The 13,387-nt window shown below is 62.7% G+C and carries 11 protein-coding genes; 10 read left to right on the top strand and 1 reads right to left on the bottom strand.

Going from position 1 to position 13,387, the window contains the following annotated elements; translation table 11 throughout:
- The 8 genes from AC1D1Z_RS27815 to AC1D1Z_RS27780 form a co-directional block, all read left to right on the top strand.
- On the top strand, positions 1–592 hold a 592-nt coding region (locus AC1D1Z_RS27815), incomplete at its 5' end, for an acyl-CoA dehydrogenase family protein (RefSeq protein WP_477852217.1).
- A 4-nt stretch (positions 593–596) separates the two neighbouring features.
- The gene (locus AC1D1Z_RS27810) at positions 597–2,651 is read left to right on the top strand and encodes an acetate--CoA ligase family protein (protein ID WP_131646994.1); all 2,055 of its coding nucleotides are present in this window, start codon (positions 597–599) and stop codon (positions 2,649–2,651) included.
- A 6-nt stretch (positions 2,652–2,657) separates the two neighbouring features.
- Complete coding sequence (locus AC1D1Z_RS27805) at positions 2,658–3,440, top strand: carnitinyl-CoA dehydratase (RefSeq protein ID WP_477852216.1); 783 nt, start codon at positions 2,658–2,660, stop codon at positions 3,438–3,440.
- A 117-nt stretch (positions 3,441–3,557) separates the two neighbouring features.
- Complete coding sequence (locus AC1D1Z_RS27800) at positions 3,558–5,147, top strand: ABC transporter substrate-binding protein (protein WP_477852215.1); 1,590 nt, start codon at positions 3,558–3,560, stop codon at positions 5,145–5,147.
- A gap of 97 nt (positions 5,148–5,244) precedes the next feature.
- Positions 5,245–6,249, top strand: a complete 1,005-nt coding sequence (locus tag AC1D1Z_RS27795) for an ABC transporter permease (RefSeq protein WP_477852214.1) — start codon at positions 5,245–5,247, stop codon at positions 6,247–6,249.
- On the top strand, positions 6,246–7,073 hold the full coding sequence (locus tag AC1D1Z_RS27790; RefSeq protein WP_131646991.1) for an ABC transporter permease: 828 nt from the start codon (positions 6,246–6,248) through the stop codon (positions 7,071–7,073). The genes AC1D1Z_RS27795 and AC1D1Z_RS27790 overlap by 4 nt, the downstream gene beginning before the upstream one ends.
- A complete protein-coding gene (locus AC1D1Z_RS27785; protein WP_477852212.1) occupies positions 7,066–8,697 on the top strand; it encodes an ABC transporter ATP-binding protein in 1,632 nt (543 codons plus the stop codon). The genes AC1D1Z_RS27790 and AC1D1Z_RS27785 overlap by 8 nt, the downstream gene beginning before the upstream one ends.
- Before the next feature lie 51 nt (positions 8,698–8,748).
- On the top strand, positions 8,749–10,752 hold the full coding sequence (locus AC1D1Z_RS27780; protein WP_131646989.1) for a CocE/NonD family hydrolase: 2,004 nt from the start codon (positions 8,749–8,751) through the stop codon (positions 10,750–10,752).
- A 3-nt stretch (positions 10,753–10,755) separates the two neighbouring features.
- Here AC1D1Z_RS27780 and AC1D1Z_RS27775 read toward each other — a convergent pair whose 3' ends face one another.
- Positions 10,756–11,667: an alpha/beta hydrolase gene (locus AC1D1Z_RS27775; protein WP_131646988.1), complete on the bottom strand. Its 912-nt coding sequence runs from the start codon at positions 11,665–11,667 to the stop codon at positions 10,756–10,758.
- Between the two features lie 225 nt (positions 11,668–11,892).
- Between AC1D1Z_RS27775 and AC1D1Z_RS27770 the strand changes: the two genes are divergently transcribed.
- Both AC1D1Z_RS27770 and AC1D1Z_RS27765 read left to right on the top strand, forming a co-directional pair.
- Complete coding sequence (locus tag AC1D1Z_RS27770; protein ID WP_028732399.1) at positions 11,893–12,417, top strand: RNA polymerase sigma factor; 525 nt, start codon at positions 11,893–11,895, stop codon at positions 12,415–12,417.
- The coding region (locus AC1D1Z_RS27765) for a von Willebrand factor type A domain-containing protein (RefSeq protein WP_477852209.1) at positions 12,414–13,387 on the top strand (974 nt) is incomplete at its 3' end. The genes AC1D1Z_RS27770 and AC1D1Z_RS27765, both read left to right, overlap by 4 nt.

Below are 13,387 nucleotides of genomic sequence, written 5' to 3'. Positions count from 1 at the left end.
TCGCGGCACGCCGGGCTTCGAAATCCTCAAAGGCTACGATTCCGTTTCGCATCGCGGCTACCACAACTCAACGCTCAGCTTCGAAGATTGCCGGATTCCGGCGAGCCAGGTACTTGGCGAGGTGCATCGCGGCTTCGATATCGCCAATCAATGGCTCTACGGCACACGGTTGACGGTTGCCGCCACCTGCGTCGGCCGGGCACGGCGCGTCTTCGACATGACGCTGCCCTACGCCGCCGAGCGCAAACAGTTCGGCAAGCCGATCGGCGCCAATCAGGGCGTGTCGTTCAAGCTCGCCGATATGATAACCGAGATCGACGCGGCCGACTGGCTGACGCTCGCCGCCGCCTGGCGGCTCGATGCCGGGCTCTCCGCAGACCGGCAGATCGCCTCGGCCAAGCTTTACTCCTCCGAAATGTTGGCCCGCGTCACCGATGAGGCGATCCAGATCTTCGGCGGCATGGGCCTGATGGACGACCTGCCGCTCGCCCGCTTCTGGCGCGATGCGCGCGTCGAGCGCATCTGGGACGGCACCTCTGAAATCCAGCGGCATATCATCAGCCGCGACCTGCTTAGACCCTTGGGAGCGTGAGCCGATGACGCCTCGCCCGCTCGACCGCCTGCTCAGACCGCAAACGATCGCCGTCTTTGGCGGCCGCGAGGCGCGCAGGGTGATCGAGCAGTGCGATCGCATGGGTTTTGCGGGCGAGATCTGGCCTGTCCATCCGAAGCTCGAAGAGGTGCTCGGGCGGCCCTGCTATCGCTCCGTATCCGATCTTCCCCAGGCGCCTGACGCCGCCTTCGTTGGCGTCAACAGGACGCTGACCGTCGAGATTGTCCGCAGCCTTTCTGAGGCCGGTGCCGGCGGGGCGGTCTGTTATGCATCGGGTTTCAGCGAGGCGACAGGTGAACTCGGCGACGGTGCCGCGCTGCAGCAGGCCTTGCTGGAGGCGGCTGGCGACATGCCGATCCTCGGGCCGAATTGCTACGGGCTGATCAACGGTCTCGACGGTGCGCTGCTCTGGCCCGATCAGCATGGCATGCAGCGTATCGAACGTGGCGTCGCCATCCTCACGCAATCCTCCAACATCGCTATCAACCTGACCATGCAGACCCGCGGCGTGCCGATCGCCTATGTGGTCACTGCCGGCAATCAGGCGCAGACATCGCTTGCCGATGTCGCCTGCGCACTGATCGACGACCCGCGCGTCACGGCGGTCGGCCTTCATGTCGAAGGTTTCGGCGATCTCTCTGCACTCGAACGTCTGGCCACCATGGCCCGGCGGTCGAGGAAGCCGGTCGTCGTGCTGAAGGTCGGCAGGTCCGAGCAGGCAAAACGCGCGGCGGTGTCGCATACAGCCTCGCTTGCCGGCAGCGATGCGGTCGCCGACGCCGTGCTCGCCCGCCTCGGCCTTGGCCGTGTCCAGACCTTGCCGGCGCTGCTCGAAACCCTGAAGCTGCTGCATGTCGCCGGACCGCTCGCCAGCCATTCGATCTCGTCGATGAGCTGTTCGGGGGGCGAAGCCTCGCTGATGGCGGATGCCGCCGTCGGTCGCAATGTGGAATTCCCAGCGTTGCAGCCGCAACAATTGCCACGGCTGCGGCGGGTGCTGGGCGAGATGGTGACGCTTTCCAATCCGCTCGATTACCACACCTTCGTGTGGGGGGATCTCGCACGCCAGACCGAAGCCTTCAGCGCCATGTTCGACGGCGGCTATGCCCTCAATCTCGTCGTCCTCGACTTCCCCCGCGGTGACCGCTGCGATGCATCCGAATGGGCGATGACGGCAGACGCGGTCATGACGGCTGCCGCCGCAACCGGTGCACTGGCCGGCCTTCTGGCAACCCTTCCGGAAAACATGCCGGAGCCRATCGCCGATCGGCTGATGGCAAATGGCATCATTGCCTTCTGCGGTATCGACGAAGCCATCACGGCTGCGGAAGTCGCCGCCGGCATCGGCCAGGCGTGGAATCGCCCGCCGCCCCTGCCGCTGCTCGATGTGTCCTCTATCGATGGCGAGATCGAGACGCTGACGGAGGCCGATGCGAAGGCCGAGCTTGCCGCCTTCGGCCTTCCGGTTCCGCAAGGGCTGGTGGCCTCCTCTCCCGGTCAAGCGGCCGAGCAGGCTGAGCGGCTCGGTTTTCCTGTCGTGCTCAAAGCGCTCGGCATTGCACACAAGACCGAGGCTGGGGCGGTCGCACTCAACCTAAAGTATATGCAAGCGGTCTCGAATGCGGCGGCGGCCATGCCGCCGAATGCCGGTTATCTCGTCGAGAAAATGATCGTTTCACCGGTCGCCGAGCTCATTGTCGGCGCCATCCGCGACCCTGTCTTCGGATTGTCGCTCACCTTGGGAGCGGGCGGAATCTTCGTAGAATTGCTTGAAGATTCCGTCGTTCTGCCCCTTCCGGCGACGAAAACCGACATTCACGCGGCAATTTCGCGTCTCAAACTTGCAAAATTGATCTATGGCTATCGCGGGCGGCCAAAAGGCGATCTCGAAGCCGTGGTCGGTGCTGTCTCAGCAACGGCAGATTATGTCGTAAAGAATGCGGCATCCCTGGAGGAACTCGACATTAATCCATTGATGGTTCTTCCCGAAGGGCATGGTGTTGTCGTAGTCGATGCCCTGGTACGGCGGAGGAGGTAGTAAAGGTTGAGCGACCACATTCGCACACGACATGACGGTGGAGTACTCGAAGTCGTCATCGACCGGCCGAAGGCGAATGCCATCGACCTTGCGACCAGCCGTGCCCTGGGGTTGATCTTCCGGGATTTCCGCGACGATCCGACATTGCGCGTCGCCATCGTCTCGGGCGCCGGCGAGAAGTTTTTCTGTGCCGGCTGGGATCTCAAGGCCGCGGCATCAGGTGATGCGGTCGACGRGGACTACGGTGTGGGCGGCTTCGGCGGGCTGCAGGAGCTGCGCGACCTCAACAAGCCCGTCATTTGTGCGGTCAACGGCATCTGTTGCGGCGGTGGATTGGAGATTGCGCTTTCTGCCGACCTGATCATCGCCGCCGAGCACGCGACCTTCGCCCTGCCGGAAATCCGTTCGGGCACGGTTGCCGATGCAGCTTCGATCAAGCTGCCGAAGCGCATTCCTTACCACATCGCCATGGACATGCTTTTGACCGGTCGCTGGCTCGACGTTCACGAGGCGCATCGCTGGGGTTTCGTCAACGAGGTCCTGCCGGCCGACAGGCTGATGGAGAGAGCATGGGAGCTTGCTAGGCTGCTCGAGAGCGGGCCGCCGCTCGTCTATGCGGCCATCAAGGAAATCGTGCGCGAAGCGGAGGGTTCGACGTTCCAGACTGCCATGAACAAGATCACCAAGCGGCAGTTTGCGACCGTCGACAGGCTCTATTCGAGCGAAGACCAATTGGAAGGCGCACGGGCCTTCGCCGAGAAGCGAAGCCCCATTTGGAAAGGAAAATAACCGCGCGGCAGCAACCGCACTGTTTTCCCGCATGATGCGGGCACCGGAGATGGAGAGGAACCGTCTGCGGACCTGCCCGGAAGTTCTGTCAACGCACCATAAAGAAGGAACTGGGGAATGAACGACTACACGAAATATCTCGCAAGCCRTGTCACCGCCGGCGGGCTCAGCCGCCGCGAATTCATGGGACGCGCCATGGCGGCCGGCATCACACTTGCCGTCGCCGACAAGCTCTTCACCGAAAGCGCCGAAGCCGCCGAACCGAAACGCGGTGGCCACTTGAAGCTCGGCCTCGAAGGAGGTGCAGCCACCGATTCGAAGGATCCGGCAAAATTCCTATCGCAGGTCATGTTCTGCATCGGCCGCTGCTGGGGCGACATGCTGGTCGAGTCCGATCCGCTGACGGGTGCCGCCGTGCCCTCGCTTGCCGAATCCTGGGAGCCGTCGAAGGACGCTGTCACCTGGACCTTCAAGATCCGCAAGGGCGTCAAGTTCCACGATGGCAAGGAACTGACGATCGACGACGTTGTTGCGACGCTGAAGCGCCACACGGATGCGAAGTCGGAATCCGGCGCGCTCGGTGTTCTCGGCTCGATCAAGGAGATCAAGGCCGACGGCGGCAATCTCGTGCTGACCCTCAGCGAAGGCAATGCCGACATGCCGCTATTGCTGTCCGACTACCATCTGGTCATTCAGCCGAATGGCGGCGTCGATGATCCGCTCGCCTCGATCGGCACCGGCCCCTACAAGATGACGAGCTTCGAGCCCGGCGTCCGCGCAACTTTCGAAAAGAATAAGGACGACTGGCGCTCCGACCGGGGTTATGTCGATTCGATCGAGATCATCGGCATGAACGACGCCACCGCCCGCATCGCGGCATTGTCGTCCGGCCAGGTGCACTACATCAACCGCGTCGACCCGAAGACCGTCAACCTGCTGAAGCGCGCGCCGAATGTCGAGATCCTCTCGACTGCCGGCCGCGGCCACTACGTCTTCATCATGCATTGCGACAAGGCGCCGTTCGACAACAACGACCTGCGCCTGGCCCTCAAATACGCCATGGACCGCGAGACCATGGTGCAGAAGATCCTCGGCGGCTACGGCAAGGTCGGCAACGACTTCCCGATCAACAGCACCTATGCGCTGTTCCCCGAAGGCATCGAGCAGCGCGCCTACGATCCTGACAAGGCGGCGTTCCACTACAAGAAGTCGGGCCATAGCGGCTCGGTCCTTCTGCGCACCTCCGAAGTCGCCTTCCCCGGCGCCGTCGACGCGGCCGTTCTCTATCAGGAAAGCTGCAAAAAGGCCGGCATCGAAATCGAGGTCAAGCGCGAGCCGGGCGACGGCTACTGGACCAACGTCTGGAACGTCCAGCCCTTCTCGACCTCTTATTGGGGGGGCCGTCCGACGCAGGATCAGATGTATTCCACCGCCTATCTCTCGACAGCGGACTGGAACGACACCAAGTTCAAGCGTCCTGACTTCGACAAGCTGCTGCTGCAGGCCCGCTCCGAACTTGATGAAGCCAAGCGCAAGGACATGTATCGCACCATGGCGATGACGGTGCGCGACGAGGGCGGGGTGATCCTGCCGATGTTCAACGACTTCGTGAACGCCTCCACCAAGCAGGTGAAGGGCTATGTCCACGACATCGGCAACGACATGTCGAACGGCTACGTCGCGACCCGCGTCTGGCTGGACGCCTGATGGCAAGGGGGCGTTTGCCCCTCCGATCTCCAACGAAGCCTGGACCGTGGGATGAAACCCCGCGGTCCTCCCGACGTTCTAGCGCGAGGTCCTCGCCATGACCAATCCTGCCCCAAGCATCTTGCCCGGCCTCGGGTTCCGGCAGCGCTTTCCGCTGCTTGCCCTTATCCTCGAGCGCTTCGTGCTCAGCCTCGTCCTGCTTTTTGCCGTTTCCATCCTGATCTTCGGCGGTCTGGAAGCCCTGCCCGGCGATTTTGCCACCACCTATCTCGGTCAGTCGGCGACACCGCAGGCCGTTGCCAATATTCGAGAGGATCTCGGGCTGAATCGTCCAATCACGACGCGCTACGTCGAATGGCTCGGCAACGCCGTTCAGGGCGACTTCGGCACCTCCTGGGCCAGCAAGAATTCGGTGAGCGAACAGATCGGCAAGCGCCTCGGCAATTCGCTTTTCCTGGCGGGTTTCGCAGCGGTGATATCCGTGCCGCTCGCGGTCGGCCTCGGCATGCTGTCAGTGCATTTCCGCAACCGCCTGCCGGATAAGATCATCAACGTGATCTCGCTTGCGGCGATCTCACTGCCGGAATTCTTCATCGGCTACCTGCTGATCCTCGTCTTCGCGGTGAACCTTGGCATGGCGACCTTTCCAGCGACCGTCTATGACAGCATGGGGTTCATCGAACGATTGAAGGCGATCGCGCTGCCGACGGCGACCCTCGTGCTCGTCGTGCTCGCGCACATGATGCGCATGACGCGAGCGGCGATCCTCTCAGTCATGTCCTCCGCCTACATGGAGACCGCAGAGCTGAAGGGCCTTAGCGCCTTCCGCGCGATCGTCAAGCATGCCGCCCCCAATGCGCTCGCGCCAATCATCAATGTCATCGCGCTGAACCTTGCCTATCTGGTGGTCGGCGTCGTCGTTGTCGAAGTGGTCTTCGTCTATCCCGRCATGGGGCAATATATGGTCGATGCGGTCACCGTGCGCGACATGCCCGTGGTACAGGCCTGCGGCCTGATCTTCGCGGCTGTCTACATCTTCCTCAATATGACGGCCGATATCCTCGCGATTATCGCCAATCCCCGGCTGAGGCATCCGCGATGAGATTGAGAAACATCCCCATCACCGCCTGGATCGGCATGGCCGGTATCGCCATCGCCTTCATCTTCGCGCTCTTCGCCCCCTGGCTCGCCCCCTATGGCGAGACGCAGGTCGTCGGCGACGTCTGGCAGCTGCCGGATAATCAATACATCTTCGGCCTCGACAATCTCGGCCGCGACATCCTCTCGCGCCTGATCTATGGCGCGCGCACGACGCTGCTGGTCTCGTCGGCCGCCACCGTCATCTCCTTCTCGCTCGGCATTATCCTGAGCTTCACCGCTGCCGTCTCGCGCGGCATCATCGACACGGTCTTTTCGCGCTTCAACGATCTCATGATGTCGATCCCGACGCTGATCTTCGCGCTGGTGGTTCTTGCGGTCCTGCCGCAGAATATCGTCGTCCTGATCCTCGTCATGGCGATCCTCGATTCCACCCGCGTCTACCGTCTCGGCCGCGCCGTGGCACTCGATGTCGCGGTGATGGAATTCGTCGAGGCGGCCAAGCTGCGCGGCGAAGGCAAGCTCTGGATCATCTTCCGCGAAATCCTGCCGAACACCCTGTCGCCGCTGCTGGCCGAGTTCGGGCTGCGCTTCGCCTTCTCGATCCTGTTCCTCTCGACGCTTTCCTTCCTCGGCCTCGGCATTCAGCCGCCCGCGGCCGATTGGGGCGGCATGGTCAAGGACAACAAGGACGGCATCATCTTCGGCATCTCGGCGGCGCTGGTRCCGGGCACGGCGATCGCCGTGCTTGCCGTCTGCGTCAACCTCGTCGTCGACTGGCTTCTGAAACGCACATCCAGCCTCAAGGGAGGGCGTGGCGATGCCTGAGCTTCTTTCCGTTCGCAATCTGAAGATCGAAGCAACCAGCTATCCGCCGGGCGAACCGCCCAGGCGGGTGACGATCGTCGACGGGGTTTCCTTCGATCTGCAGAAGGGCAAGGTTCTCGGCCTGATCGGCGAATCGGGCGCCGGCAAGTCAACGATCGGCCTTTCCGCACTCGCCTATGGCCGAGGCGGCGCCGAAATCACCGGCGGTGAGGTGCGGCTCGACGGCGCCGATATCCTGACGCTCGGCAAGAACGGCATCCGGAAAATCCGCGGCGCGCGGGTCTGCTACGTCGCGCAATCGGCCGCCGCCGCCTTCAATCCGGCGCACAGACTCGGCGATCAGGTGATCGAAGCTTCGGTCAAGCATGGTTTGATGACCAAGGACGCGGCGCGCAAACGTGCGCTTTATCTGTTCGGGGTTCTCGGCCTGCCCAATCCCGAAACCTTCGGTGAGCGCTTTCCCCACCAGGTCTCCGGCGGCCAGCTGCAACGGGCGATGACGGCGATGGCGCTCTGCTCCAACCCCGAACTCATCGTCTTCGACGAGCCGACCACAGCACTGGACGTCACCACGCAGATCGACGTGCTGGCGGCGATCAAGCATGCCATCGAGGAAACGCACACGGCCGCCCTCTATATCACCCACGACCTTGCTGTCGTCGCCCAGATCTCCGACGACATCATGGTCCTGCGTTATGGCAAGCAAGTCGAATACGGCAGCGTCCAGCAGATCATCGAGGCGCCGCGACAGGATTATACCCGCGCCCTCGTCAACGTCAGGCAGGCCTATCGTGAGGAGGCGGCCGATCAGTCCACGGCACTTCTCAAGGTGGAAAATGTCAGTGCCGAATATTCCAACGGCTTCAAGGTGCTGCACGATGTCTCGCTGCATGTGCCGAAGGGCCAGACGCTTGCCGTCGTCGGCGAATCCGGCTCGGGCAAATCGACCCTGGCGCGCGTCATCACCGGCCTGTTGCCGCCGAGCAGCGGGCGCATCGTCTTTGATGGAAAGCCGCTGATGCCAGGCCTTAAGAGCCGGCCGAATGACGACCTGAGGCGTATCCAGCTGATCTACCAGATGGCCGATACGGCGATGAACCCGCGGCAGACGGTCCGCGACATCATCGGCCGCCCGCTGACCTTTTATTATGGCCTTCGAGGTGCCGAGAAAACCGCCCGGGTCAAGGAACTGCTCGACCAGATCGAAATGGGCAAGGGTTTCGTCGACCGCTACCCGGCCGAACTATCAGGTGGCCAGAAGMAGCGCGTCGCGATCGCCAGAGCGCTTGCCGCTAAGCCCGAACTCATCCTCTGCGACGAGCCGACTTCGGCGCTCGATCCGCTGGTGGCGGAGGGTATCCTCAAGCTTCTCCTGCGCCTGCAGGAAGAAGAACAGCTGTCCTACCTCTTCATCACCCACGACATCGCGATCGTCAGGGCGATTGCCGACAGCGTGGCGGTGATGCATCGTGGCAAGCTGGTGCGGTTCGGTCCGAAATCGACGGCGCTCTCCCCGCCCTTTGACGACTACACCGATCTGCTGTTGAAATCCGTACCGGAAATGGAAATCGGCTGGCTGGAACGGGTGCTTGCCACGCGTCGCATGGAGAGCGCCGGTAACTGACTCGACGAGGGCAGAGTCCTCGTCTCACGGAAAGTGCATCAAGGAATGAGCATGACCTCGCGCGGCTTCGCAACCATCGAGAATGAATGGATTACCCTGAAGGATGGGACGCGGCTTGCCGCGCGCATCTGGATGCCGGATGGTGCTGAGGAAGATCCGGTTCCTGCCGTCTTCGAATTCCTGCCCTATCGCAAACGGGACGGAACCTGCCTCAGGGATGAGTCGACCTATCCGGTGTTCGCGGCCGCAGGCATTGCCGGTGTGCGCGTCGATATCCGCGGATCCGGAGAATCCGGCGGCGTCATCGACGGCGAATATACCGAAAGCGAGCTTGCCAATGCCTGCGAGCTGATCGCCTGGATTGCCGCGCAGCCATGGTCGAACGGCTCGGTCGGCATGATGGGCATCTCCTGGGGCGGCTTCAACAGCCTGCAGGTCGCAGCATTGCGACCGCCGGCGCTGAAGGCCGTCATATCGATCGCCTCGACCGTCGATCGTTACAATGACGACATCCACTACAAGAACGGCTGCCATCTCTCCGCCCAGCTCTCATGGGCGGCAACGATGCTCGGCTACCAGTCGCGCCCGCCCGATCCCGCACTTGTCGGCGAACGCTGGAAGGAGATGTGGCTGGAACGCCTGGCCGGCGAACCCTTCTTCATGGAGGAGTGGCTGACCCATCAGCGGCGCGACGATTTCTGGCGTCACGGCTCGATCTCAGAGGATTTTTCGAGCGTGGAGATTCCCGCGCTTGTCATCGCCGGCTGGGCGGACGGCTACCGCAATACGCCGCTGATGGCGGTCGAAGGCCTGAGCCACAAAGCGAAGGCACTGATCGGTCCCTGGGTTCACAAATATCCGCACTTTGCCTGGCCGAAGCCGCGCACGGATTTCCATGGCGAAGCGATCGCCTGGTGGAACAAATGGCTGCGTGGCGAGGATAACGGCATCGACACCTTGCCGCAGGCCCGCGCCTATATTCTCGATGCCATCCGCCCTGCCCCGCGACGCGACAGCGACCCTGGTTTCTGGATTGCGAGGGACGTCTGGTCGCCGCCGCAGATGCAGTGTTTCTATGTCGAGCAGTTCGGCAAGCTGACGGAAGGCATGCCGATTCCGCACGCGCCCGAGCATCCCGTCTATCTCCGCTCTCCGCTCGACACCGGGACGGCATCCGGTGAGTATTTTACGCTGAAGCCCGATGCCGAAATGGCGATCGATCAACGCTCGGACGATGCCGGCTCGCTGATCTTCGATACGATGCCGCTTGCTGGCGATTACGACTATCTCGGCCGGCCTGTGCTCACGCTTGCGCTGCGCTCTCGGACGGCGGGCGGAAATCTCTGCGCCCGGCTCGTCGATGTCCATCCGGATGGCACGGCAACGCGTGTCGCCTTCGGCGTCGTCAATCTCACTCACCGCGACGGCAATGCAGATCCCAAGCCGCTGATACCAGGCGAGAAGGTGTCGATCCGGCTGGTGCTCGATGCCTGCGGTTATCGCTTCCGCAAGGGGCATCGCATCCGCCTTTCGCTTTCCACCGCATATTGGCCGATGATCCTGCCGCCGCCTGATGACGAAGGCATCGAGGTCGATATCGCGGCACTCGGCCTGGGGCTGCCGATGCTCGGCGAGCACCAGCGGATCGACATCAAGGAACCGGCCAATCCCGATCCGCTGCCGAAATACATCGAGCACGCGGCCGCCGCGACGAAGCGGCAGGTCGTCCGCGATCTCTCGGCCGCCCGAACGGAGTATCACATCCACGAGGATACCGGGCTCACCGAACACCCTGAGACCGGCCTCTCGACCCGGCAATTGCGGGAGGAAGTCTGGTCGATTGCGCCCGATAATCCGTTGTCGATGACCGGGACGTCGACCTGGACCTGCGACATGCGCCGCCCCGGCTGGTTCGTCCGCACAGTCGCGACCGCGCGCATTGCCTGCACCCAGACCGACTGGATCATCAGCGCTGTCGTCACCGCTTTCGAGGACGATGTGCAGATCTTCGAAAAGGTCTTTGCGGAAAAGCGGATCGCGCGTGACCTGATGTGATCGTCAGGTCTGCGCAAAACGCCTTATGGCCTCGCACACGGCACGGAAGCCGTCCCGCGCGCCATCGCTCATGTGGCGGGCGCGCAGCCACGCGTGCACCATCTGCGGCTCCTCCCGGAACCAGACTTCGACGCCCTCCGCGGTGAGCCGGGCGGCATAGTGCCGGCCGTCGTCCCGGAGCGGATCGAAATGCGCGACCGTGATGAAGGCCGGCGGCAGCCCGGCAAGCGAAGCTGCCTGCAGCGGTTCGGCAATCTCGTTGCCTGCTGGCGCCTGCAAGATCTCGCGATAATAGGCGACATCCGCCGTCGTCAATCCGGGGGCCGCGGCCATTTCGACATAGGAGCCTGCAGTAAGGTCACCGCCGAGCACCGGATAGATCAGGACTTGGCCGACGACGCCTGACAGGCCCTCGTCGCGCGCGCGCAACGCAAGCCCCGCCGCAAGATTGGCCCCGGCGCTGTCGCCGATCAGCACGACCTTGCTGTTGGCGGAAAGCAGATGTTTCAACACGGTAAAGCCGTCATCCGTCTGTGCCGGCCAGCGATATTCAGGGGCTAGCCGGTAATCGACCGAAACAAGTTCCGCGCCGGCAAAATCAGCAATCTCGGCGCAGATGGCATGATGGCTCTCGAGCGAACCGACAACGAAGCCACCGCCATGAAGATAGAGCAGAATGGTGCGCGTGCTGATTTTCCGCGGACGGTAGCGCCGGATCGGTATGCGCTGGAGCATGCCGTCCGCAAAGATCATCTCCGGGGGCAGCGGGCGATCGAAGCGTGCGCAGAGAGCGTCGTACCAATGTCGCTGCTGTTCGATCGATGCTTGAACGGCGTCTGGCGGATAGAAGGCATCGCAAATCGCGAGAAACTGCAGGATGCCCTTTTCGGTGGGGGCAGGTGGTTGAGCGGACATGGAGGTCCTTTCGCGATTTGGGACGTGACAGGTCATGTCCCTGGCCGACTCTGTCCTCATCATGCGCCTTCGTGGCGGGGACGACCTGTCTGGTCGCGACCCGTGAATGTCGCGCCAACTCAAAATTCCCGATAATTTTTTGGCCATCGACCCAAGGAAAGCCATCCGAGAAACGTCTCAATCTGGAAATAGCATCTTGCTTGGCAGCATGGGGTAGGTGCGGAATTGGACGCGGAGCTCATAGAACGAGCGCAGGGCGGCGACCGGGAGGCCTTCGGGCAACTGGTCTCGCGCCATTATGATTTCGTCCATGCGACGGCGTGGCGTTGGTCGGGCAGTTCCACGGACGCCGACGACATCGCCCAGGAGGTCTGCGTCAAGCTCGGCGCGGCCATCCGCAGCTTTCGCGGCGCCAGCCGCTTCAGGACATGGCTCTACACTCTGACGCTCAACGCCGCCCGCGACCATAGACGCAAGCTTGCACGAGAGGCGCAGACATTCCGCGCTTACGCAGCCGAACCACCGCAGGATGCGCCGGGCGGAAATGACGACGAGATATCGAGCGAATTGTGGGCGGCCGTGCGCGCCTTGCCGGAGAGGCAATGCGACGCCGTGCTGCTCGTTTACGGCGAAGGTCTCAGCCATTCGGCTGCTGCCGATATCATGGGCTGCTCGGAGGCGACCGTGTCCTGGCAGGTCCATGAGGCGCGCAAGAGGCTGAAGGCCGTGCTTGGGAAGGAAGAGGTATGACCGTGGACAAGGAACTCGAAAAGCTCTCCCACTCCACACCGCCGGCAGCGACGCCGGAGGCGCGCGCGCGCGCGCTTACTGCTGCGATGCAGGCCTTCGACACCGCCGGAAATAATGCGCTGGCGCCCCAAGGAAATGCGAAAGGCTGGCGTCAAAGCTCCATCATCAACTGGATATGGAGCCCTGCCATGAACAAGAAATTCCTCGCCGGTTCAGCCCTTGCGACGCTGCTCGTCATTCCGGCCGCCGGTTATCTCGCGATCGAACTGACCGGCAATGGATTGCCGATCGTCGACCAGACTGAGATCGCCGGCAACCTTTCGCGAGGTGAGGCGTCGAAACAACCGGTCGCGGTCGCGCCGCAAGCACCGGCCGAAAACGGTACCCTGGCTGAGCAATCTGTCGTTGACGCGCAAGCGCTGCAGGACAAGGAGACACCGGCCGTCGCGAAACCCGGCGCGGCGCGGATATCCGAATTCGACGCCAACAACATCGCCACCCTCACGAACAAATCGGAGGGTTTCGCCACGGCACTTGGGGCCGCCAAACGCTCTGCGCCGGCCGCTCCCGGCATCGCCCCCCAGCAGCAATTGGCCGAACCGATGGCCGCCATCGCCCCCTCGCCTGCTCCGCCTGCGGAGGGGCGTGTCCAGATTCAGCTCGATCCCAATCGCGAGCGGTTTGCCAATGCCGCGGCAAATCCGATCAAGAGCGTCGCGACGGATCCGGTCTCGACCTTTTCCGCCGATGTCGACAGCGCGTCCTATGCCTTCGTCCGCCGGTCGTTGACCGGCGGGGCGCTACCCGATCCGCAATCGGTTCGCGTCGAGGAGATGATCAATTATTTCCCCTATGACTGGCCGGGTCCTGACAATGCCGCCCAGCCTTTCAAGGCGACGGTGACTGTGATGCCGACCCCGTGGAATCACGACACGGAATTGATGCATGTGGCGATCAAGGGCTATGACAT

The organism is Rhizobium sp. P1_E1 (assembly GCF_056406015.1).
This window is presented reverse-complemented; position numbering and strand designations above follow the sequence as displayed.